The 23,397-nt window shown below is 74.7% G+C and carries 18 protein-coding genes; 9 read left to right on the top strand and 9 right to left on the bottom strand.

The features are described from left to right. Positions 1-2: 2 nt before the first annotated feature. The gene (locus DMB38_RS33620; RefSeq protein ID WP_125938351.1) at positions 3-1,304 is read right to left on the bottom strand and encodes an extracellular solute-binding protein; all 1,302 of its coding nucleotides are present in this window, start codon (positions 1,302-1,304) and stop codon (positions 3-5) included. Positions 1,305-1,445: 141 nt separating this feature from the next. Here DMB38_RS33620 and DMB38_RS33615 point away from each other — a divergent pair, with 141 nt between their 5' ends. The 9 genes from DMB38_RS33615 (at position 1,446) to DMB38_RS33575 (ending at position 13,094) form a co-directional block, all read left to right on the top strand. Then, positions 1,446-2,480, top strand: a complete 1,035-nt coding sequence (locus DMB38_RS33615; protein WP_125938350.1) for a LacI family DNA-binding transcriptional regulator — start codon at positions 1,446-1,448, stop codon at positions 2,478-2,480. Between the two features lie 185 nt (positions 2,481-2,665). Next, positions 2,666-3,631: a pectate lyase gene (locus tag DMB38_RS33610; RefSeq protein WP_125938349.1), complete on the top strand. Its 966-nt coding sequence runs from the start codon at positions 2,666-2,668 to the stop codon at positions 3,629-3,631. A 292-nt stretch (positions 3,632-3,923) separates the two neighbouring features. Next, positions 3,924-5,057, top strand: coding sequence for a PQQ-dependent sugar dehydrogenase (locus DMB38_RS33605; protein ID WP_125938348.1), 1,134 nt, complete (start codon positions 3,924-3,926; stop codon positions 5,055-5,057). A gap of 97 nt (positions 5,058-5,154) precedes the next feature. Beyond that, positions 5,155-6,084 carry an SDR family oxidoreductase gene (locus DMB38_RS33600; RefSeq protein WP_240662619.1) on the top strand — a complete coding sequence of 310 codons (930 nt, stop codon included), beginning with the start codon at positions 5,155-5,157 and terminating at the stop codon, positions 6,082-6,084. Then, a complete protein-coding gene (locus DMB38_RS33595) occupies positions 6,081-6,620 on the top strand; it encodes a carboxymuconolactone decarboxylase family protein (RefSeq protein WP_125938347.1) in 540 nt (179 codons plus the stop codon). The genes DMB38_RS33600 and DMB38_RS33595 overlap by 4 nt, the downstream gene beginning before the upstream one ends. Positions 6,621-6,933: 313 nt before the next feature. Next, positions 6,934-8,340: a sulfatase-like hydrolase/transferase gene (locus DMB38_RS33590; protein ID WP_125938346.1), complete on the top strand. Its 1,407-nt coding sequence runs from the start codon at positions 6,934-6,936 to the stop codon at positions 8,338-8,340. A 39-nt stretch (positions 8,341-8,379) separates the two neighbouring features. Beyond that, a complete protein-coding gene (locus DMB38_RS33585) occupies positions 8,380-8,913 on the top strand; it encodes a winged helix-turn-helix domain-containing protein (protein ID WP_125938345.1) in 534 nt (177 codons plus the stop codon). Between the two features lie 57 nt (positions 8,914-8,970). Next, positions 8,971-9,894 (top strand): LLM class flavin-dependent oxidoreductase, encoded by a 924-nt coding sequence (locus DMB38_RS33580; protein WP_125938344.1) that lies wholly within the window; start codon positions 8,971-8,973, stop codon positions 9,892-9,894. Between the two features lie 506 nt (positions 9,895-10,400). Next, the gene (locus DMB38_RS33575; RefSeq protein WP_125939445.1) at positions 10,401-13,094 is read left to right on the top strand and encodes an FAD/NAD(P)-binding protein; all 2,694 of its coding nucleotides are present in this window, start codon (positions 10,401-10,403) and stop codon (positions 13,092-13,094) included. 63 nt (positions 13,095-13,157) lie between these two features. On the opposite strand, the gene DMB38_RS33570 is transcribed toward DMB38_RS33575, so the two are convergent. From DMB38_RS33570 to DMB38_RS33535, 8 genes are all read right to left on the bottom strand, one after another. Beyond that, positions 13,158-13,970: a hypothetical protein gene (locus DMB38_RS33570; RefSeq protein ID WP_240662618.1), complete on the bottom strand. Its 813-nt coding sequence runs from the start codon at positions 13,968-13,970 to the stop codon at positions 13,158-13,160. Positions 13,971-14,165: 195 nt separating this feature from the next. After that, positions 14,166-17,204: a family 16 glycoside hydrolase gene (locus tag DMB38_RS33565; RefSeq protein WP_125938343.1), complete on the bottom strand. Its 3,039-nt coding sequence runs from the start codon at positions 17,202-17,204 to the stop codon at positions 14,166-14,168. Between the two features lie 103 nt (positions 17,205-17,307). Further along, positions 17,308-18,237 (bottom strand): dihydrodipicolinate synthase family protein, encoded by a 930-nt coding sequence (locus DMB38_RS33560; protein ID WP_125938342.1) that lies wholly within the window; start codon positions 18,235-18,237, stop codon positions 17,308-17,310. Between the two features lie 48 nt (positions 18,238-18,285). Beyond that, positions 18,286-18,879: a 3'-5' exonuclease gene (locus DMB38_RS33555; RefSeq protein ID WP_125938341.1), complete on the bottom strand. Its 594-nt coding sequence runs from the start codon at positions 18,877-18,879 to the stop codon at positions 18,286-18,288. 56 nt (positions 18,880-18,935) lie between these two features. Further along, a complete protein-coding gene (locus DMB38_RS33550) occupies positions 18,936-20,189 on the bottom strand; it encodes an ROK family transcriptional regulator (RefSeq protein WP_240662617.1) in 1,254 nt (417 codons plus the stop codon). Positions 20,190-20,327: 138 nt separating this feature from the next. Next, a complete protein-coding gene (locus DMB38_RS33545) occupies positions 20,328-21,044 on the bottom strand; it encodes an SRPBCC family protein (protein WP_125938340.1) in 717 nt (238 codons plus the stop codon). A gap of 28 nt (positions 21,045-21,072) precedes the next feature. After that, complete coding sequence (locus DMB38_RS33540) at positions 21,073-22,344, bottom strand: VWA domain-containing protein (RefSeq protein ID WP_125938339.1); 1,272 nt, start codon at positions 22,342-22,344, stop codon at positions 21,073-21,075. A gap of 5 nt (positions 22,345-22,349) precedes the next feature. Further along, positions 22,350-23,360 carry a MoxR family ATPase gene (locus DMB38_RS33535; protein WP_125938338.1) on the bottom strand — a complete coding sequence of 337 codons (1,011 nt, stop codon included), beginning with the start codon at positions 23,358-23,360 and terminating at the stop codon, positions 22,350-22,352. Positions 23,361-23,397: the final 37 nt, after the last annotated feature.

Here is a 23,397-nt window from a genome sequence, read left to right as displayed (position 1 = left end):
CGTCAGGAGGTCGGCAGGGCCTGCATGGCCGAGATGAAGCCGTCCTCGTCGAGCTGTCCGTTGAAGAACTGCTGGACGGCCTTGTGCATGTCAGTGGCGGCGGACTGCGGATACGCCTGGTCCCAGGAGAGCTGGAAGTGCGGTGCCTTCTCGACCAGGTCGTACTGGAACTTCGAGTACTCGGGGCTCGCCGCCTCGTCGAGGAAGTCGGCGGTGTTGGTCGTGGTCGGCAGGTTGCCGATGGACAACTGGTCCTTGACGAACTGGTCGGAGTACATGAGCTTCAGGAACTCCGCGATGGCCTCGGGGTGCTCGGCCTTCTTCATCACCGAGTAGTAGTTGTTGGTGTTGCCCGCGAGGTTCGCCGGGTCGCCCTTGCCGCCCTCGACGGACGGGAAGGCGCTGTAGCCGAGGTCCTCGGCGGCGAACGCCTCGTCCAGGCTCTGCTGGGTGGAGTAGTACCAGGAGCCCATCAGCTCGAAGCCCGCCTTGCCCGTCGAGACGAGCTGGGGGGAGCCGTCGTTGGTGAACTTCACCGAGTCGTACGTGTCGCCGAACGCGCCGGCGTCGACGAGTTCGCGGATCATGCCGAGCGCCCGCCGGCTGTCGTCGCTCGCCCACGCCTCCTTGTCGCCGTCGAGCGCCCGCTGGAACAACTCGGGTCCCGCGATGCGGTCGTAGAGGTACTGGAACCACATCTGGGTGGGCCACATGTCACCGCCGCCGAGCGCGATCGGGGTGACACCGGCGTCCTTCAGCTCCGCCACCGCGGCCAGCAGGTCGTCCCAGGTCTCGGGCGGCTCCACACCGGCGTCGGCCAGCACCTTCTTGTTGTGGAAGAGCATCACCGGCTGCGTGCCGCGCATCGGGACGCCGTACGCCTTGCCGTCCACCACCGAGGCGTCGAAGACCGACGGCAGGAAGTTGTCCTTCAGGCCCGGGTCCTTCTTGATGAAGTCGTCCAGCGGCAGCAGCAGGTCGGCGTCGACGAACGGCTTGATGCTGCCGCCGCCCCAGTGGAAGAAGACGTCGGGGGCCTGCGGGGTGCTGATGATCGTCTGCAGCTTCTGCTGGTAGTCGGCGCCCGGGATGGTGTCCAGACGGGCCTTGACCTCGGACGTCTTGTTGAACTCGTCGACGAGCTTCTTCTCCACCTTGTTGGTGGCGTCGCCGTAGACGAGGACGGTGAACTCGTTCTTGCCGGAGGCCGATCCGCCGTCGTCACCGCAGGCCGCCAGGGTCAGCGTGAGCCCCAGCGCCACGCCCCCGGCGAGTATGCGGGGCATCCGCCTTCGAGTCTTCATACGTACGCCTCTCGAAAATTTCGTCCAGATCACCGAAAGTCGATGTAGGGCTGGACAGTAGGCGAGCGACCGCAGACGGTCAACGGGCCTGCGGCCGCGCGACCAAACCGTTACCGCTGACCGTGCCTTATCCTTCGAACCATGCGTGAAGACGACGATGTGGACGGCCGTGTGACCCTGGCCGAGGTGGCGACTCAGGCCGGGGTCTCCCTCTCGACGGTTTCGAAAGTTCTCAACGGGCGGTCCGATGTCTCTCGGCCCACGCGCTCGAAAGTCGAGCAACTGCTGGAGACCCACGGCTACCGCCGCCGGGCCCAGGCCGCCCCGCAGGCGCCGCTCATCGAGCTGGTCTTCCACGAGCTGGAGAGCGTCTGGGCGATGGAGCTGATCCGCGGCGTGGAGAACGTCGCCAAGCAGAACCACGCGAGCGTCGTCCTCACCGAGAGCGGCACGCGGCACGCGCCGGACCCCGACTGGATCGAGGGCGTCCTGCGCCGCCGCCCGCTGGGCGTGGTGCTCGTCTTCTCCACGCTGCCCGACCGGGTGAAGAAGCAACTGCGCTCGCGCGCCATCCCGTTCGTCATCGTCGACCCGGCGGGCGACCCCGAGCCCGACGTGCCCTCCGTCGGCTCCGCCAACTGGGCCGGCGGCATGGCCGCCACCCGCCACCTCATCGAGCGCGGCCACCGGCGGATCGCCATCATCACCGGCCCCGAGGACATGATGTGCTCCCTCGCCCGGCTCGACGGCTACCGCTCGGCGATGGCCATGGCGGGACTCGACGTCGACCCGGCGCAGGTCCGCTTCGGCGACTTCCACGTCCAGGGCGGCTTCGACCACGCCATGGAGTTGCTCGACGGGCCCGACCGGCCCACCGCGGTGTTCGCCGGCAGCGACCTCCAGGCCCTCGGAGTGCTGGAGGCGGCCCGGCTGAAGGGGCTGAGCGTGCCGGACGAGCTGTCCGTCGTCGGCTACGACGACGTGCCCCTGGCCCAGTGGTCCAGCCCCGCGCTCACCACCGTCCACCAGCCGCTGCGGCAGATGGCGGAGGAGGCGGCGCAGATGCTGCTGCGCCCGCGCGAGTCCGGCAAGGGGGCACTGCGCATGGAGCTGGCCACCCGGCTGGTGGTACGGCAGAGCACCGCGGCGCCCGCGGAGCCGCCCCCCGGCCGGTAGGCACCGGCCCTCCGCTCCCCGGTCCCACCGGAGTCCCCGTTACGGCACCCGGGGCTCGCCTCCTCCGCTCCGGTACCGCGAGCGGCAACCTCCCGCCGTCCGGCGGCAACCCACGGCCGGAGCGTGCCGCCGCCACGCGGGCGCGCATCCCCCCACCCGCACACGTACCGGACGGAGAGCAGCACATGCGCACGCACAGGAGGAAGCCCCGCACCATGTCCGTCGTCGCCATCGCGACGGCCACCGCCGCCGCCACCGCCGCCCTGCTCGTCCCGGGCGCACTGGCCGACGAGCCCGCCGCGGCCGCGGCCGCCCCGATCGGCTTCGGCGCCGGCACCACCGGCGGGGCCGGCGGCCCGACCGTGAGGGTGTCGGACGCGGCCGCGTTCACCGCCGCGGTGCAGAGCGACGGACCGCGGATCGTCCAGGTCGACGGCACCATCCAGCTCGGCGGCATGACCAAGATCGCGTCCGACAAGACCGTCGTCGGCGTCGGCGGCAACGGCCGCATCACCGGCGGCGGCGGGCTGAACATCAGCGAGGTCAGCAACGTCATCGTGCAGAACCTGACGATCTCGGGCAGCGATGACGACAACGTCAACGTCCAGTACTCCACGGACGTCTGGCTGGACCACAACACGCTGACGGACGCGAGCGACGGCAACCTGGACATCAAGCGCGCGTCGGACGGCATCACGGTCTCGTGGAACCACTTCCACGGCCAGGACAAGAACGCGCTGCTCGGCCACAGCGACTCCAACGCCGGCGAGGACGCCGACGCCCTGCACGTCACGTACGCCTTCAACTGGTTCGACGGCACCAACCAGCGCAACCCGCGGGTCCGCTTCGGCAACCCGGTGCACGTGCTCAACAACTACTACGACGACATCGGCTCGTACGGCGTCGCCTCCACCGAGGACGCCGGCGTGCTGATCGAGGGCAACTACTTCGAGAACACCGAGGACCCCTTCCACCTCGGCGAGGCCAGCTCGGGACCCGGCACCATCGAGGCCCGCGGCAACCACTTCCAGAACTCCGGCACCGGCGAGGCCGGCGGCTCCGTCGCGGACATCCCGTACTCCTACTCCGTGCAGCCCGCGCAGGGCGTCAAGAGCACCGTGACCGGCGGCGCCGGCGCGGGGAAGCTCTGAGAGACGGCGCCGCGCGCCACGGCGGCCCGCGGGACACGTCCTGCCCCTCCCGCGGTACGAAGTCCCCCGCGGCGCGCGGCGCTTCACCTCCGTACGGCACCGCCGTCCGGCTCCCGGGCCCCGGCCCGGCGGGGCGGACGGCGGCCCGAACTCCCCTCCCCCGGGGCGAGGTTGCGGTATTCAACGGGAACGGCGCGCGGGTTATCCTCCTGCGGACCAGGGGCATCGCCCCGACCGTGCGAGCGCACGCACCGTTCCCCCACACCCTCAACCCCACCCCAGGAGGGTCATCATGAGAGTGCGTACCATCTCGGCGATCGCCGCCGGGTTCTGCCTCGCCGTCTCCGGCGTCGCCCTCTCCGCGGCCAGCGCGGACCCGCCCGCGAAGTCCGGGCAGGCGGCGGTCGAACTCACCACCGTGGCCGAGGCGGAGAACCCGAGCGCCGGTACCGCGGGCCCGGGCGACACGGTCTGGATCGCCGAACGCGCCGGCACCGTCCGCGTCCTCACCGACTCCGGCCTCGGAGAGCCCGTGCTGGACATCTCGGACGACACGACGACGGACGGCGAGCGCGGGCTGCTCGGCATCGCCTTCGACCCGGAGTTCGAGCACTTCTACGTCTCCTTCACGGACCGGGAGGGCACCAGCACCGTCGACGAGTTCGCCGTCGCCGACGGCGCCCTCGACCCCGGCTCGCGGCGCACCGTCCTCACCCAGGAGCAGCCGTACGCCAACCACAACGGCGGCCAGATCGCCTTCGGTCCCGACGGGATGCTGTACATCGCGCTCGGCGACGGCGGCGCGGGCGGCGACCCGCACGACTACGGCCAGAACCTGGACACGCTCCTCGGCAAGCTGCTGCGGATCGACCCGGGCGGCGGCGACCCGTACGCGATCCCCGAGGACAACCCCTTCGTGGACGACGCGGACGCACGGGACGAGATCTGGGCGTACGGGCTGCGCAACCCGTGGCGGTTCTCCTTCGACGCCGAGACCGGCGACCTGTGGATCGGCGACGTCGGGCAGAACCGGGTCGAGGAGATCGACTACGCCCCGGCCGACAGCCCCGGCGGCGAGAACTACGGCTGGGGCCGGATGGAGGGCTCGGAGGTCTTCGACGGCGAGGAGCCGGCGAACCACGTGCCCCCGGTGCACGAGTACGGCCGCGACGGGCTCGGCTGCTCGGTCACCGGCGGCTTCGTCTACCGCGGCGAGGCGATCCCGGACCTGGCGGGCCAATACCTCTTCAGCGACTACTGCGACGGCACCGTCCGCGCGCTCCAAGTCGAGAACGGCGAGGTCACCGGCGAGAGCGACCTCGGCGTCAGCGGCGGCGAGGTGATCTCCTTCGTCCAGGGCGGCGACGGCGAGCTGTACGTGCTGGACCTCGGCGGGCCGGTCCAGCGGCTGGACCCGGCCGCGTAGCACCGGCGACCCCGCGGGCCGCCGCAGCGCGGCCCGCGGGCACCGGTGACCGTACGGACCGTTCCGGTCGCGGGCGCGGGACGTTACCGTGCGGTAGATGAAGCGACCGGGGCTGAGTGACCTGACGGAACGGCGGATCTTCGTCACCGGCGCGGCGGGCGGCATCGGCCGCGCCACCGCCGCGCTGGCCGCGGACCGCGGCGCGGAGCTGTACCTCACCGACCTGGACGGGGACCGCCTCGACGCCACCGCCGCGCGGATACGCGCCCGGGGCGGGACCGTACGCTACGCGGGCGCCGCCGACATCGCCGACCTCGACGCCGTGCGGGCCGTGGCCGACGAGGTGCACGCCGCGGCGGACGGGCCGATGGACGTCGTGATGAACATCGCCGGGATCTCGGCGTGGGGCACGGTGGAGCATCTGGAGCACCGGCACTGGCGCGCCATGGTCGAGGTGAATCTGATGGGCCCCGTGCACGTCATCGAGGCGTTCGTGCCGCCGATGATCGCGGGTGGCCGCGGCGGGCATCTGGTCAACGTCTCCTCGGCGGCGGGCCTGCTCGGGCTGCCGTGGCACGCCGCGTACAGCGCGGGCAAGTTCGGGCTGCGCGGCGTCTCCGAGGTGCTCCGCTTCGACCTGCGCCGGCACGGCATCGGCGTCAGCCTGGTCTGCCCGGGCGCGGTGGACACGCCGCTCACCGAGACCGTGGAGATCGTCGGCGTGGACAAGGAGAGCAAGGCGTTCAAGCGGCTCCAGGCGGGCTTCCGCAAGCAGGCGGAGTCGCCGGAGGCGGTCGCCGGGATGATCCTCAAGGGCGTGGCACGCAACCGCTACCTGGTGCACACCTCCGGCCGGGTACGGGCCGCGCACGGGCTGCAGCGCGCGGCGCCGCCGCTCTACGCGCTGGCGATGCGGGCGATGAACTCCGCCACCCACCGGCTGCTGCGCCGCGCGGTCCTCGCCCCGCCCGGGCGGCCCGCCCCGGACGGCGACCCGGGCCCGCGGAAGGACGGGGGCGCGCGGTGAGCGCGCCGCGCATCGCCCCCGGCGGACGCCGCGACGTCGGCGCGGCCACCTGGCTGCTCAGCCGCGCGGCGGGCCGCGTCGCCGGCACCCGGCCGCCCGCGCTCTTCCTCGTCCTCGGCCGCCACCGCAGGCTGTTCCGCGGCTGGCTGCGGTTCGCCGGCCGGCTGATGCCCCGCGGCACGCTGCCGCGCCGGGAGACGGAGCTGGTCATCCTGCGGGTGGCTCATCTGTGCGGCTGCGCGTACGAGTTCGAGCACCACCGCAGGCTCGGCCGCCGGGCCGGGCTCACCCCCGCCGACGTCGCCCGGATCGAGGCGGGCCCCGGGGCGGACGGGTGGACGGAGCGGGAGGGCGCGCTGCTCGCCGCGGTCGACGCGCTGCACCACGACCGGGACCTCGACGACGCGCTCTGGCGGCGGCTGCGGACCCACCTGGACGAGCAGGGGGCCATCGAACTGCTGCTGCTCGCCGGGCACTACGAGATGCTCGCCACGACCATCGCCGCGCTGCGCCTGGCGCCGGACCCGGCCCGCTAGCGGGCCCGCCGCACCCCTCCCCTACCCCCGGCCAGGGGTAGGCATTCAGCCGTTCCACAGTTTTCCGACCAATTTTCTAGGAAAACCATTGACGCAGGCCAGCGCGGTACGCAGGATGGGGGGCATGTCCTCGACGCGGGCGCTCCTCTTCCGTCGCAGGCACGTCGACTTCTGTCACGTGGCCAGCGCCGTCTGCCGTCACGGCTAGTCGCCGGACGACTTCCTCCGTACCCCTGCCCCGCCCGCGCCGTGGCCGTCGACGTCCGCGCGCCGGTGGGCCGGCTCCCCCCTGCCCTCCGTTCCCGGGAGACCCATGTCCTCCTCGCCGTCCCGCCGCGCCTTCGGCGGACTGCTGGGCTCCGCGGCCACCGCGGCCGCCCTCGGCACAGCGGCCTCGCCCGCCGCCGCCCAGAACGCCGAAACCCCCTTCCGCGCCGCCGCCGACCGCACGGCGCGGCGTCCCAACATCCTCTTCGTCCTCGCCGACGACCTCGGCTGGGCCGATCTCTCCAGCTACGGCTCGCCGCACATCCGCACCCCGCACCTGGACCGGCTCGCCCGCCAGGGCGTGCGGTTCACGCAGGCGTACTCGGGCTCCGCGACCTGCTCCCCGACCCGCTTCTCGCTCTACACGGGCCGGCACCCGGGACGTACGGAAGGCGGGCTCGCCGAGCCGATCGCCGACAAGTCGGCGGGGCTGGAGCCCGGGCACCCGACGCTGGCGTCGCTGCTGCGCGACGCCGGGTACGCCACGGCGCTCATCGGCAAGTGGCACTGCGGCTACCTGCCCGACTACAGCCCCACGCGCTCCGGCTGGGACAGCTTCTTCGGCAACTTCGGCGGCGCCCTGGAGTACTACTCCAAGCTCGGCTCCGGCGGCGAGTACGACCTGTACGAGGGCGAGGTCGAGTACCGCGACCTGCGCTACTACACCAGGGTGCTCACCGAGCGCGCGGTCCGGCACCTGCACACCCGCGACCGGCAGCCGTGGCTGCTCAACCTCAACTTCACCACCCCGCACTGGCCGTGGATCGCCGACGGCGACGAGGCCGAGAGCGCCGAGATCGTCCGCCGCATCAAGGCCGGCGACCGCCGCGCCCTGTGGCACGCGGACGGCGGCTCGCTGGAGAAGTACCGCGAGATGGTCGAGGACCTCGACCGCTCCGTCGGCGAGGTGCTCGCCGCGCTGCGCGCGAGCGGCCAGGAGCGGGACACCCTGGTCGTCTTCGCCAGCGACAACGGCGGCGAGCGCTGGTCCCACCAGTGGCCGCTCTCCGGCGAGAAGGCGTCGTTGCAGGAGGGCGGGATACGCATACCGCAGATCGCCCGCTGGCCCGCGCGCCTCGACGGCGGCCAGGTCAGCCACGTGCCGCTGTACTCCCCCGACTGGACCGCCACGCTGCTGGAACTGGGCGGCGCCCGCCCGGCCGCCTCCCACCCGCTGGACGGCCGCAGCCTCGCCGGCTACCTGCTGCGCGGCGAGGACCCGCCCGAGCGGGACCTGTTCTGGCGGGTGCGCGGCGAGCGGGCGCTGCGCCGCGGCGACTGGAAGTACCACCGCGGCAAGGACGGCGCGGACCGCCTCTTCGACCTCGCCCACGACCCGCGCGAGCGGGCCGACAAGGCGTCCGTACGACCCGAGTTGCTGGCCCGGCTGCGCACCGCGTGGGAGGAGACCGACGCCGGTCTGCTGCCGTACCCCGCGCCGGCCGCCGGCTGACCGCCCGTCCCGCTCCGACCACCAGAAGGAGACCGACCGATGACCCACTCACTCCCCGCCCCGGCAGCCGGGGGCGAAGCCGCGGGCGCCGTACGCCATCTGCGCCTGGTGCGCGAGCCCGCGCGGCACGGCGAGCGCACCGCCGACGGCAAGCCGCTCCTCGGCTACGTCGTGCTGGTGCCGCCGGGCCTCGATCCCGCGGACCTGCTGGCCGAGGGCGCCGACGCCGCACCGCTGCAGCGGGCGCCGCAGAGCGCGGGACCGCCCGACGTGCCGCCCGGCGGCGGGCCCGTACGCATCGACGTGGAGCGGCGGGTGGCCGAGGTGGACGGGCAGCCGATGGACCTGACCTTCCTGGAGTTCGAGCTCCTCGCCCATCTCGTCGCCCACCCCCGCCGGGTGCACTCGCGTGAGTCGCTGGTGACCACCGTCTGGGGTTACAGCCACGTAGGCGACGGCCGCACGGTCGACGTCCACGTCGCGCGGCTGCGCCGCAAGCTCGGCGCGGCGCACCGGCACCGGATCGTGACCGTCCGGCGCATGGGCTACAAGTACGAGCCGATCGAGCCCTGACGCGCCCCTGTCCGCCCCCCCTCTCAGGTTCCCCCGATCCCGAAAGGCGAGCTCCCCATGGCCGCCCAGCTCCACCTCTCCGCAGCCCTCGACGACGCCACCTCCGACCACCGCCCCGCCGGTGCCGGCGGCGCGTGCCCCCCGCCGCCCTACGCACGCTGGACCCGGCTGGTGCACCTGGCCGAGCAGGGCGGCCTCGACTTCGTCACGCTCGACGGCGCGGGCGGGAGCGGGCGGCCCGACGTGCCGGCCGTGCTCGCCCGGGCGGCCGGCACCACCAGCCGCATCGGGCTCGTCTCCGCCGTCGCGGCGCTGCCCGCGGGGCGGCTCACGCCGCTGACGTCCGCGGCGGCGCGTTTCGCCGTCGACGGCAGGGCCGGCTGGCTGGTACGGACCGCGCTGCCCGGCACAGGCCCCTTCGGCGCGCAGCCGCACGGCCGCGGCGCGTACGCCGCCGGTCCCGGACGGCACCCCGCCGCCCGCCGGGCCCTGTCCGCCGCCCGGCTGCGCCGGCCGCACCGGCCGCCGGTGGCGGTGGTGCTCGACGTGCACGGTCCCGACCGGCGCTGGCTGCAGGCCGCCCGGCACGCGGACGTGGTGCTCCTGGACGCCGAGCACCCCGCCGCCGCCCAGGTCTGCCGCGCCGCGCTCAAGCACCAGGCGGCGGCCGCGGGCCGCGACCCGAATGCCCTGCGGGTGCTGCTGCGCCTCGGGGTGGACCTCGGCCGCGGCGGCGGGCGCGGGCTGCGGCCACGGGCGGAGACGCTGCACTTCGCCGGGCCGCCGGCCGAACTGGCCGGGCTGCTGGCGGAGTGGCACGCGGAGGGGGTGGCCGACGGGTTCCACCTGCTGCCGGCGCACGCGCCCACCGATCTGCTCGCGGTCGTGTACGGGCTGGTGCCGAAGCTGCGCGAGCGCGGGGTGTTCCGCTCCGGCTACCGCGGGCGGACGCTCCGCGAGCACCTGGCGCCGACCGCCTGACCGCCGGCCCCCGCGGGAGGACCGGGGCGCCGGCAACGCAGCGGCCCCGTACGGCTCAGCGAGCCGTGCGGGGCCGTTGCCGTGCATTCCCCGGGCTCCCCCGCCGGCGGTGCTGGCGCCGGCGGGGAGTCTCAGGGGGGCGTACGCCGGTCACGTACGCGCGCTTCCGTGACCCGGGCGGGCGCACGAGCGGCGGCCTCCGGGAGCCGGAAGCGGGGAGCAGGGCCCTTCGCACTCCTCCGGGTTAGCGAAGGGCCCTGCCCGTCTGTGTGGAGCCCGGTGCGGCCCGGCTTTCCGGCGGTCCGCTCACCGTCTCCCACCGATTCCTAGTATTCCCATCGGTGTGCTAGGAATTATGGAAGCAGTAGCCTCGTCGCGTCAACAGGTGCCCGGGGGTGGACCGGTCCCCGGGACGCGAGATCATGGACGAGTCCGTTCCCGGCTCAGCTGGAGGTACCGTGGCCGCGCCTTCGTCTTCCCCCGCCGCTGGTCCCGCCCGCCACGTCGTGGCCGTCGTCGGCGCGGGCGCCGCGGGGGCACTGACCGCGATGCAGCTCTGCGAGACCGCGGTCCGGCGCAGCACGCCGCTGGAGCTGGTGCTGATCGACCCGGCGCCCGAGGCGGGCCGCGGCGTCGCGTACGCCACCCCCGACCCGCGGCACCGGCTGAACGTCCCGGCCGGCGGCATGAGCTGCTACCCGGACGACCCCACGCACTTCGTGCGCTGGCTCCGCGCCCACGGCGAGCCGGCCGCCTCCGCCTGTGACTTCGTCTCCCGCCACCGCTACGGCGCCTATCTCGCCGACTCCCTCGGCCAGGCCGTCATCCGCGCCCACGGCACCGTCGCGGTGAGCAGGCTGCGGACGAAGGCGACGGGCTGTACGTGGACCGCCGGCGGGCGCGCCGCCCTGCGCCTCGCCGACGGTCGCACCCAGCGGGCCGACAGCGTCGTCATCGCCACCGGACCCGCGCCCGGCCCCCGTGGCTGGGCCCCCGCGGCCCTGCGCGCCAGCGACCGCTTCGTCCCCGACCCCTGGGCCCCCGGCGCCCTCGACGCGCTCACCGGGGACACCCACGCCGCCGACGACGTGCTGCTCGTCGGCACCGGCCTCACCGCCGTGGACATGGCGCTGAGCCTGGAGCGGTCCGGCCGCCGCGTACACGCCGTCTCCCGCGGCGGCGAACTGCCCCGCCCGCACGCCCTGACCGCGCTGCCGCCCCTCCAGGCGGACCCCGGCCTGCCCGGCCTGCCGCTGGCGGAGCTGCGCGCCGCCGTACGCCGCCACGTGGCCGCCGCCGTCCGCGCCCACGGCGACTGGCGCCCCGCCGTGGACGGGCTGCGCCCGCTGACGCAGGCGATGTGGGCCCGGCTCTCCGACGACGACCGGGCCGACTTCCTGGCCCGCGACGCCTCCCGCTGGAACGTCCACCGGCACCGCATGCCCCCGGCCACCGCGGAGTCCGTGCAGCGGGCGCTGGCGGCGCGACGGCTGCGGCTGCACACCGGGCAGGTGCGGGACGTCGCCGAGGGTCCCGGCGGCGGCCTGGCCGTCACCCTGAGCGGCGGCCGGACGCTGCAGGTCGGCTGGGTGGTCGACTGCACGGGGCCCGGGCTGCGCGTCGAGGAGTGCGCCGACCCGCTGTGGCGGGGGCTGCTCGCGGACGGCACGGCCACGCCGGGCCCGCTGGGCATCGGGGTGGCCACCGACGCAGGCCGGCTGCGCCCGGGCCGCGCCCCGGCGATACGGGCCGGCTCCCCCGGCGCCGCTCCCCCGCCGCTGTTCACCCTCGGCGCCGCCCGCCGCGGCGAGTTGTGGGAGACCACCGCCGTGCCGGAGATCCGCGTCCAGGCCGCCGAGGTCGCCGCCGCCGTGCTGGAGCCGCTGCGCGAGCCGGTACGGGGCCGGCGCCGGCCCACCGACGTCAACGGCCTGCCCGTCTCCACGCACGCCGCTGCCGCCGCCGCGTACCGCACGGGGCTCGAGCGGCTGCTGAAGGTCCGCGCCGGCGCCGAGACCGCGCTCGCCCGCGCCGTGGAGCTGGACCCCGGCTTCGCGCTCGGGCACGCCGCGCTCGCGCTCGTCGGGCACGAGTGCGGCGCCGACGTCGACGTGCCGCGGGCGCTGGCCGACGCGCAGCGCGCGGCGCGCGAGCGTGCGGACGAGCGCGAGCGGGCCTTCGTGGAGGTCGTCACCCGCCGGATCGCCGGCTCCGGCGGCGACGAGGCGCTGACCCGGCACCTGGCCGCGTACCCGGGGGACGCGCTGGCGCTGAGCGTCGCCGTGCCGACCATCGCGTTCTCCGGCGTCACCGACCTGGACGGCGCGATGGCCCGCCGGCTGGTGGAGCGCACCACGTCCGCGTACGAGGGGCACTGGTTCCACACCTCACTGCTGGCCTTCATGCGCCAGGACGACGGCCGCTTCGACGAGGCCGGGGAGCTGGCCCGCCGGGCGCTGGCCGTGGAGCCGGCCGCGGGGCACGCGGTGCACGCGCTCGCCCACGTGCACTACGAGACCGGGGCCCACGAGCGCGGGCGGGACTGGCTGGACGGCTGGATCGGCGACCAGGGCCGCGGCGCCACGCACCGGGCGCACTTCTCCTGGCACGTCGCGCTGCACGAACTGGCGCTCGACGACCCGGACGCGGTACGGCGGCGCTGGTTCGCCCAGCTGGCGCCGGGCCGGGTGAACGGGGTGCGGGCACTGGTGGACTCGGGGTCGCTGCTCTGGCGGGCCCGGATGTCGGGGTGCTGGACCGGCGAGCAGCCCGTGGAGGGCGTGCTGGCGGCGGTCGAGCGGGAGGTCGTGGAGCGGCCGGCGACGCCGTTCACCGCGATGCACAGCGCGGTGGCGCTGACCGCCGCGGGCGACCTGGCGGCGCTGCGCCGGCTCCGTACGCACGCGGCGGGCGCGGATCCGGTGCAGCGCGAGGTCGTGGCGCCGCTCTGCGAGGCGCTGGAGGCGGTGCTGGAGGAGCGGTGGCCGGACGCGGTGGCGCGGCTGGAGTCGATCCGCCCGGTGCTGCGCAAGGTCGGCGGCAGCGCGGCGCAGCGCGAAGTGGTGGAGGAGACGCTGCTCTTCGCGCTGGTGTCGGGCGGCCGGTGCGAGGCGGCCAGGCGGCTGCTGGAGACCCGGCTCGACCGCCGCGACTCCCCCGCCGACCACCGCCGCCTCGCGGCCCTGCCCGGTCTCGACTGACGTCCGTACGGCACGGCCGGCCCGTAGGGCACCGTCCCGCGGGCGGCGCCGTACGGGCCGTGCTCAGTCTTCCGCGTCCCCGGGCCGCAGCGGGCGCCAGTACTGGCGGGTGCCCTCCTCGCGCAGCACGTAGCCGAGGCGCTGCGCCTCCTCGCGCAGTTCCTCCGCGTCGGTGGCGTTCTTCTTCCCGAGCGCGTGCTCCCTGGCCTTCAGCACGGCGTTGGCCGCCGCGGACAGCTCCGCGGAGCCGCGGACCCAGCGGTGGTAGCAGCCCGCGTACGGGTCCTCGTGCAGCCACCGGTAGCCGTGCGCGGTGAAGCCGCGGGCGAGGTCGGCGGGCTCCAGGTCGGTGGGCCTGCGCAGCAGTTGGCGGGAGGCGGCGTCGAGGATCACCAGCCGGTCCTTGTCCAGGAAGGCGGCGGCGACCTCGGCGCGGGCCAGGATGCGGGACTCGCCGTCCTTGTCGATCCGTACGGTGTCGCCCTCGAAGGTCACGCGCATCGCCAGCACGTACACGAGGAGCCCGCCGGCCAGCCCCAGCACCAGCCCGACGACGGGACCCGCGACCGCGGTCCAGCCGTCGTCGAAGGAGGCCACCAGCTCGAACGGGCCGCGCATCGGCGCCCACTTCAGCCCGGCGACCTCGTCCGCGACACGCGGGACGAGCCAGCCGAGGAAGAGGCCGAGCGCCGGCAGCCCGGCGAGCAGCAGCAGGCGGTACAGCAGGCCCGGGCCCACCGTGGCGGCGGCGCGCTTGGCGAGGGGGGCGCCGGAGGGGCCGCCGCCGGGCTCACCGCCGGGTCCACCGCCTGGTTCGCCGCCTGGTTCGCCGCCGTCGCGGTCGTCACGGGACATCGCGGGTGCTCCGGAATCCATCGTCGGTCGTCCTTCCTGCCGGTCCCCGGCGACGCTACGGACGCGGGTCGCGGCGGCGGATCGGCCGAAGGTCTGCGGAGCGATGCGGCGGGTACGACTTTGGTCGCTTCCCCGGGCGAGGCCGTGAAGCCGCGGCGCGGAACAGAACCGGCCCCGGAGCCAGAGGGCTCCGGGGCCGGTGGACTCACCGCCTGATCACAGGGGCTGGACGGTGATGTTGCGGTAGCGGACCGCGTTGCCGTGGTCCTGGAGCCGGATGGCGCCGGCGACCGGCGTCTCCGGCTTCCCGGCCCCGGTGGGGCCGTCGACGGCGACGTCGTCCTGGACCTTGACGCCGTTCCACACCACCGAGATACGTGCGTCCTCGGTCTTCTTGCCGTCCGCGTCGAAGCGGGCGGCCCGGAAGGTGATGTCGTACGTCTGCCAGGTCCCCGGCGGCTTCGCCGCGTTCACGTCCGCCGCCTTCTTCTTGTAGATGGCGGCGGCGTCGTCGTTCGCCAGCGGGTCCTTGCCGTACGAGTCCAGGATCTGGACCTCGTACCGCTCCTGGAGGTACACGCCGCTGTTGGCGCGGTCCTGCCCGGTGACGTCCGGCGGCAGTTCGGGCAGCCAGAACTCCACGTGCAGCTTGAAGTCCTCGTACGCCTTCTTGGTGCGGATGTCGCCGCAGCAGACCTCCATGGCCTCGCCGTCGAGCAGCGGCCACTCCGGCGTCCTGCCGTCCACGTGCTGGAAGGCGGAGCGGTCCGCGCCGTCGAAGAGCGTGACGGGCTCGCCGCTGGGGTGGACGCTGATCATGTCGAGGTTGACGTGCCCGGTGTCGTCGCCCTCGTTGACGTAGCGGATGGTGTTCCCGCCCGCGCGCAGCGAGACCTTTTCGGTCTTGGTCGTCCACTCCTTCCAGGTGCCGGTGGACGCGAGCTGCGCCTGCTTCACCTTCGTGCCGTTGACGTACATGCTGACCGTCTTGGTGCCGGTGAAGGGGTTCGGGCCGTTGGAGTAGCGCAGTCCGACGTCGTAGGTGCCTCCCTTCTCGGTCGTGACGTCGAACGTGGTGGAGGCGCCCTTGGTGCCGTAGCCGGCGACGAAGCCGCGGCCGGAGTGGCCGGCGTGGTCGTCGGCCAGGTTCGCGCCGCCCTCGAGCCGGGCCTCCTCGGCCTCGTACGCGGTGGGCACGCGGTCCTCGTCACCGGGGATGCTGTTCAGCGTGTACCACGCCTCGGTGCTCCACAGCTCCTGGCCGCCCTCGGCGGTGAACGGGCGCGGGGAGCGCACGTGCACCACGTGGCCGGGCTTCAGGCCGGGGATCTCCAGGGTGACCTTCTTGCGGTCGTCCGACAGCTTCGCGGAGGTCACCGGCAGCGTCTCCTCGTCCACCTTGGGCCCGCCGTACTCGGGGGTGGGGACGTAGCGCCACTGGGTGACCGAGTAGCTCTCGGCGAGCGCGTCGGCGGTCGCCTGCGACAGCGGCTTGGTGTAGCTCATCTCGAAGCCGGTCTCGGTGGCGTCCATGGAGACGATGTCGAACGCCTCGTTCCCGCCGGGCGTCAGCTTCTGCAGGCCGTGCTGCAGCTTGCCCGGCTGGCCCCAGTTGCCGCCCGCGCCCAGGCCGCCGGCGTAGATCGCGCCGTCGGGGCCCATGCTGATGCGGTTGACGCCGGCCTCCAGGCCCTGGGTCATGCGGAAGACCGCGCCCTGGTACTCGCCGTCGACCTTCTGCAGGTCGGCCCGCTGGATGCCGCCGTAGGTGACGTCGCCGAAGAGGAGCTGGCCCGCGAAGGTGCCCTTGTCCATGTAGAGCGGCGTGCTGGGCGAGTTGGCTATCTCGTTCTGCGGCAGCCAGAGCACGGGCTGGGTGACGGGCTTGTCGTCGAACGGCCCGTCGGGGTTGGTGTAGTGATTGAAGAAGCGGTCCTGCTTGATGTGCAGGAGCTTCGACGAGGGCAGCCAGCCGCCCTGGTTGTCGAGGACGAACAGGTCGTCCTTCGGCCCCCAGCCGATGCCGTTGGGGGTGCGCAGGCCGCCGGCGACGTAACTGACCTTGCCCGTCTTGCGGTTGACCTTGATGGTCGTGCCGCGGTTCTCGGAGGGCTGCGGGTCGGTGGTGGCGCCGCCGTAGTTGATGGCGACGGACAGGTTCAGGTAGAAGAACCCGTCCTTGTAGAGCAGGCCGAAGGCGAACTCGTGGAAGTTGTCGCTGAACGGCCAGGTGGCGACGGTCTCGTACGCGTCGGTGACCTCGTCGCCGTCCTCGTCCTTCAGCCGCGTCAGCTCGTGCTTCTGCGAGACGTAGAGATCGCCCTCGACGTACTTGATGCCCTGCGGCTCCTTCAGGCCCTCGGCGACCTTCTTCACCGTCACCTTCTCCGGCGAGGTGTCGCCGGTGACGTTGTCGAGGAGGTAGACCTCGCCGGTGACGTTGTCGGTGCCGCCCCACGTGGTCACGGCGAGCCGGTCGTCCGGCAGCCAGTCCATCGCGGTGACCTGCGGCTCGAAGCCGTCCGGGCGCAGGTCGGTCAGCTTGAAGTCCGGGTGGACGCTGTTCAGCGGCAGGCCGTCGCCGGGCGAGTCGGTGTAGCCCTCGCACTCCTTGCGGCCCGGCGCGGTGACGCGGACGACGCCGGCGTCGGTGCTGAGCACCGAGTTCGGCACGGTGGCGAAGCCACTGGCTCCCGGGGGCTGCCAGGCCAGGGTGACCTGCTGGCCGCCGCCGCGCTCGAAGTGCTCGATGAAGAGCGAGTGGTAGCCGGCGGTCAGCTCGACGGTGCCGTCCTTGGGGGGATCGGTGCCGTGCAGCCCGTCGTGGTCGATGACGACCTGGTTGTCGATGAGCAGCCGCGCGCCGTCGTCGCTGGTGAGGCGGAAGGTGTACGTGCCGTCCTGGGGCACGTTGATGTTGGCGATGGTGTGTGAGACGAAGTTGTCCTCGAAGCCGAAGTCCCCGGCGGTCGAGAAGTCGATCTGCGGCATGAGCTTGTCGACGTTCGGGGTCTGCGCGGGCTTGAGCGTGCAGATCTCGTCGAGCGGGACCTGCACGTCGTACGTGCGCAGCGTCACGCCGGGCTCCTGCGGCGGGAGTTCGGCGAAGGGCTGGTTCTGCGGGCCCGGGGCCCGGTCGGGATCGGGTGCGGGATCGGCGCCGGCGGGTGCGGCCCAGACCCCGCCGACCAGGAAGGCCGCCGCGAGCACCGTGGTCATCCGTCTGCGGACACGGTGGTACAGCCGTGCGGACATTCGTTCCTCCAGACGCGGAAGGGGGCGGGAAGAACCTTCGGATTCCGGGCGGGTGCGGCGCTGAGCCTAAGGACTTCGTCCGGGCCTGTCCATAACTTTGTCATCAGAGAGAAAAAAGTTCCGGGACCAGCTCCCGGGCATCGCGGCGGGCGGGGAGCACGGCCTCCTCGGGCGCGGGCGTGGCCGGCCAGCGGGTGCGTACCCCCGTGTCGGCCCAACCGCCCACGGCGGCGAGGAACTTGTCGAGCGCCGGATTCGACAGGCCGCGGGCCTGGAGCGGCGCGATGTGCCGGCGGAACAGCTCGGCGAGCCGGCGCTCGACGTCCCGGGCGGCGGCCGGGTCGGTGTGCATCGACTCGTACCAGCGGACGGAGCCCGCCGGGGCGAGGGCGGCGACGTTGGAGTAACTGCCGTGCGCGCCACGGGCGATGCCGGTGGCGAGCAGGTGGCCGGGGACGAAGAGCGAGCAGCGCTCGGCGTACGGGCGTACGGCGGCGTACCAGTCGCCGTCGCCGCCCGCGGTCTTCAGCCCGACGAGGGCGGGCACCTCGTCCAGCAGCCGGCCGAGGAGCGTGGGTGACACCGGGGTCTTGGCGTGCGGCGGGTTGTAGAGCACCAGCGGCACCGGGTCCGCGGCCTCGGCGATCCGGGTGAGGAAGGCGACGGCCTCGTCGTCGGCGAGCGGCAGCCAGTCCGGGAGGATCACCTGCAGTGCGCCGGGGGCCAGTTCACGGGCGCGGCGCACCCGGGTGAGGGCGGTCTGCGCCACCGGGTGGGAGGCGCCGATCTGGAACGGCACGCCCGCCGCGGTGCACCGCTCGGCGAGCAGTTCGTTGATGCCGTCGAACTCGTCCTCGGTCAGGGTGTGGAACTCGCCGGCCGTGCCGTGCGCGTAGATCCCGTGCAGCCCCGCGTCCAGCAGCGCGTCCAGTTGCCCTGCCAGCCGGCCCCGGTCGATCGCGTCGTGCGCGTCCAGAGGCAGCAGCAGCGTTCCCCAGACCCCGGTGATGTCCTTCGCTCTGAGTGGTGTCATGCCTGGAGCGTACGAGCCCGGCGCGCGGCCGGAAGAGGCCGAGAAGCCCTAGAACCAGCCCGCGGGGAGCGTCGCGCCCCCGGCGCGGAGGTGGCGGAGGGCGGCGGCGATGGAGTGGCAGTCGAAGAGCGCCGAGTGCTCGGCGCCCGCGGCGGGCCGGGACAGGCCGAGGGCCTGCCAGAGCCGGCCGGAGTTGACCGAAGCGGTCTGCGGGGCGAGGGTGTTGAGCCAGGGGCGCACGTTGAGGAAGCCGTTGCCGAGGAAGCCGTGCGCGACCCGCTCGCCGCGGGCCCTCGCCCAGCCGACGTTCTCGCCGAGCACGACCATGTCGTTGCCGTAGGAGAGCACCGTGTGGCCCGCGCAGAAGCCGAGGAAGTCGCCGAGCGCCTCCGCCGGGGCGCGGCCCTCGCGGTCGACGGTCTCCTGGTCGATGCCGGTCAGCTCGCTGAAGTACGGGGAGAGCCGCGGGTTGACGACGGGGCGGACCAGGGTCTCGAACTCGTCCGTCACGGCGAAGTCCGCGTCCAGCCGCAGGGCGCCGATCTGCACGATCTCCCGCAGCTCGCCCGGCGCCGACCAGTCCCGCTCCGGCGCCCCCGGCCACGTGGTGAACTCCAGGTCGAAGACGATGATTGCCGGCACGTGGCCCTCCTCCGGTTGCGCGGCAGCCAGCGTACGGCCGCGGCCGCCCGGAACGGTCAACCGGGGTGGCCCGCCGCCGTGTCGCCCGCTCCGGGCCCGGGCGCGGCGGCGTCCGGGGCGGCGGCGTCCGCGGCGGCGAGGCGGGCGTCGGCGCGGTCCGGGGCGTACAGCTCGTCGACGACCATGGCGGCGGCGCCGACGAGGGCGGAGCGGTCGCCGAGCCGCGCGGTGACGACGTCGAGGTGCGCCGTGGTCCGCGGCATCGCGCGCCGGTACAGCAACTCGCGTACGCCGGTGAGGAACGGCACGGAGGAGAGCTCGCCGGCGATCATCAGCACCCCGGGGTTGAGGAGTGTGACCACCGTGACCAGCACCTCGCCCACCCGCTGCCCCGCCTCCCGGGCCAGCCGCACCGCCTGCGGGTGCCCGGCTGCCAGCAGGTCGCGCACGTCGGAGCCGGAGGCCGCGGGCACGCCGAGGCCGTCGAGCCGGGCGGCGAGCGCGTGCCCGCTGGCGACGGCGGCGAGGCAGCCGTACGAGCCGCACGTACACAGCGCCTCCCGGCTGTCGTGCAGTCGTATGTGCCCGATGTCGCCGGCCCCGCCGTCGATGCCGCGGTAGACGCCGCCGTCCACGACGACGCCCGCGCCTATGCCGGTGGACGCCTTGACGAGCAGGAAGGCCGCGCAGTCGGGGAAGCCGGCGCGCTGTTCGCCGTACGCCATGAGGTTGGCGTCGTTGTCGACGAAGACGGGGACGTCCGGGGCGCCGCCCAGCCGGGCGGCGAACGTACGCCGCAGGTGCCCGGTGAGGGGGTAGCCGTCCCAGCCCGGCATGATCGGCGGCTCCACCACCCGGCCGGCCGCGACGTCCACGGGCCCGGGCACGGAGAGGCCGATGCCGCAGACCCGCGCCGCGCTCTCGCCCGCCTCGGCCAGCAGCGGGCCGAACCAGCGGCACACCTCCGCCAGCACCGGCTCGGGTCCGTCGCCGATGACCAGCGGGCCGGTCTTCTCCGCGAGTAAGTTGCCCGCGAGGTCGAGGACGGCGGCGCGGCCGTGCCGGGTCTCCAGGTCGGCGGCGAGGACGACGGCGTGCCGGTCGTCGAACTCCAGCCGGGCGGAGGGCCGGCCGCCGGTGGAGGTGCCGGCCACCTCGCGGATCCAGCCGGCGCGGAAGAGCTGGTCGAGCCGGAGCCCGACGGTGGACCGGGAGAGCCCGGTGGCCCGCTGCAGCTCGGCGCGGGTGGGCGCCTCGCCGCTGCGGATGAGGCGCAGCAGGCGGCCCGCGCTCGCCGGGTTCGCCGCCATCGTCCCCGCTGCTCCCTTTCGTCGGCCGGTACGCGCCGCGCCGCCCCGGCGCGCCGCACTCCTCCCCCGGAGAACAGAAGTACCACGCGAGGCCGGTAACCGCCGAGCCGGGCGGTGTTGGCGGGAGGGGGCGGGGGCTCAGCGGCGGCGGCGTGCGCGGCGTACGGCCACGGCGACGGCGGCGAGCGCCGCCGCGACCGCGGCGCCGGCGGCTGCCCGCTTGGCGACGGGCACACCGGCGGTACGGACCAGGTCGAGCGGCTCGGTCCCGGGGGCGGAGGTCTCGACGGCGGGTGCGGCGGGCGCGAGTCCGGACGCGGGCTCGGCTCCGGCCCCGGGGTCGCGGACGGCACCGGCACCGGCGTCCGCCCCGTCCGCATCCGTGGCCGCGTCGGTGGCTGCCTCCGCGCCGCCGTCCGCCAGCTTCCCCGCCAGGCACTCCGCGAACCGCCCCACCAGCCGGTCGCCCACCTCCGCCAGCACCCCCCGGCCGAACTGCGCGGGCCGGCCCGTGACCGCCAGGTCCGTCACCACCGACACCCGCGTGCCGCCGCCGGTCTCGGTCAGCTCCCCCGTGACCGTTGCGCGCGCCGTGCCCGTGCCGCGCGCCTCCTTGCCGTTCGCGGACAGCACCATCCGCCGGCCCGCCTCGTCCTTCTCCTGGAAGGAGGCCGTGCCCCGGTACGTGAGCGTGATCGGGCCGACCTTCACCTTCACCGTGCCGCGCACCGTCTCGCCGTCGAAACTCTCGACCGCCGCCCCCGGCATGCAGGGCGCGATGCGCTCGATGTCGAGCAGCGCCCGCCACGCCTCGTCGGCCGGTACGGGAACGGTGAACTCGTGCCGCAGCTCCATGGCGGTCCCTTCGTTGCCGGGTTCGTCGTCATGCGTCGGCCGCTCCCCGCACCACCGCCGCCAGCCGTTCGAGCGCGGCCAGGCTGTGCCCGGAGACGAAGGCGTCGACGTGCGGCAGCACGGCGGCCATGCCGCCGGCGAGCGGCTCGTAACCGGGCCGCGCCTTGCGCGGGTTGGCCCACACCACGCGGTGCGCCAGCCGGTGCAGCCGGCGGGCCTGGGCGCCGAGCAGGGCGACGTCGCCGCGCTCCCAGCCGTCCGAGAGCACGACGGCCACGGCGCCGCGGGCCAGGCCGCGCTGCCCCCAGCGGTCGAGGAACGCCCGCAGGGTCTCGCCGAGCCGGGTGCCGCCGCTCCAGTCCGGCACGGCGGTGCCGACCGCGGCCAGCGCGGCGTCCGGGTCGCGGTGGGACAACTGCCGGGTGACGCGGGTCAGCCGGGTGCCGAGGGTGAAGACCTCGGTGGCGGGAGCGGCGCGGGCGGGGCGGCCGTGGCGGGCGGCGTGGGCGAAGCGCAGCAGGGCGTCGGCGTACGGGGACATGGAGCCGCTGACGTCGAGCAGCAGCACGACGCGGCGCGGCTTCCGCACGGGGGCGCGGCGGCGCAGGACCGCCGGTTCGCCGCCGCCGCGCAGCAGGTCCCGTACGGTACGCCGCGGGTCGACGGCGCCGCGGCGCGCCGGGCGGCGGCGGGCGGTGCGGCGCTGCTCGCCGCGGAGCGCGAACGCCGTGCGCAGCCGGTGCAGTTCGGCCCGCTCCGCGGGGGTGAGCCCGGCGATGTCGCGGTGGCGCAGCACCTCGGCGGAGCCGGCGCGGGCGGCGGCGGGCGCCGCGGGGCCGGTGCGGTCGCCGTCGTCGCCGGGCGCCTCGACGGCTGCGGGAGCGGTACGGCGGACGCGGGGCGGCGGTGGGGTACGGGGCGGGCGCGGGGGCGCCGCGCGGTCGCCGAAGTAGGCGGCGAACGCACGGTCGTAGGGCGTGAGGTCCTCCGCCCGGCCGCAGAGCGTGAGCCGGCCGGCCCAGTACACCTCGCGCCGCCCGGTGCCGAGCGCGTCCACGGCGCCGAGGAACGCCTGCACCCGCTCGCCGTCGGCCGGCACCCCCGCCTCCCGCAGCGCCCGCGCGAACCCGACGAGCACGGCGACGCCGTCGCCCCAGGCGCCGGCCGTGGCCGGGCCCGTGGCGGCGGCGGCCGGGTCCGGGACCGGGCGGCCGGAGCCGGGCACGCCCGCGTCCGGCCCGCCCCGGCCCGTACTCCGGCCCGTACTCCGGCCCTCGCCGCCTTCTCCCCGCTCCCCCACAGCGGTCAGCTCCCCCGGGCCGCCGCCAGCAGCCCCCGCAGGTCGAGCGCCACCGCCCGCTCCGTGTCCTCGCGGTACTTGAGCACCGAACCCAGCGTCGCCACCGCCAGGTCGGCGTCGAGCTCCGTCGCGCCGAGCGCCGCCAGCGCCTCCGCCCAGTCGATCGTCTCCGCCACCCCCGGCGGCTTGACCAGGTCCATGCCGCGCAACTGCTGCACCGCCGCGGTCACCTGCGCCGCGAGCCGCCGTGCCACCCGCGGGCGGCGGCTGCGGACGATCGCCAGCTCGCGGGCGTAGCCGGGGTGCGCGAACCAGTGGTACAGGCAGCGCCGTTTGAGCGCGTCGTGGACCTCGCGGGTGCGGTTGGAGGTGAGCACGACCACGGGCGGGGTCTCGGCCCGCAGTGTGCCCAGTTCGGGGATGGTCACCGCGTACTCCGACAGCAGTTCCAGCAGGAACGCCTCGAACTCGTCGTCCGCGCGGTCGATCTCGTCGATCAGCAGCACGCTCGGGCTCGTCCGCAGCGCGCGCAGCAGCGGGCGGGCGACGAGGAACCGCTCGCCGTACAGCTCGTCCTCCAGGCGCTCCGCGTCCGTGACGCCCGCCGCCTCCGCCGCCCGCAGGTGCAGCAACTGGCGTGGGAAGTCCCAGTCGTAGAGGGCCTGGGAGGCGTCGATGCCCTCGTAGCACTGGAGCCGGATCAGCGGCGCGCCCGTGACGCCGGCGAGAGCGGCGGCAAGCGCGGTCTTGCCCGCGCCCGCCTCGCCCTCGCAGAACAGCGGGCGGTGCAGGGTGAGGGCGAGGTGGCAGGCGGTGGCCAGGCCGTCGTCCGCGAGGTAGCCCGTGGCCTGAAGCCGGGCCCGCAGCTCCCCGACGGACGCGGGCCGCACGCCCGTTGCCGGTACGGGCCGTGCGGCCCCCGACGCGGGCCGCACGGCCTCCGGTGCCCGCGCGTCGCGGGCGCCGTCGTGCGGCCCGCGCCCCTCCGGCTCCCCCGCCGGCTCCTCACGCGCCACCGCGCTCGCCTCCTCGGGCACCGCCCGACCCGTCCCG

Source organism: Streptomyces sp. WAC 06738, assembly GCF_003945505.1.
Lineage (GTDB): Bacteria > Actinomycetota > Actinomycetes > Streptomycetales > Streptomycetaceae > Streptomyces.
This window is presented reverse-complemented; position numbering and strand designations above follow the sequence as displayed.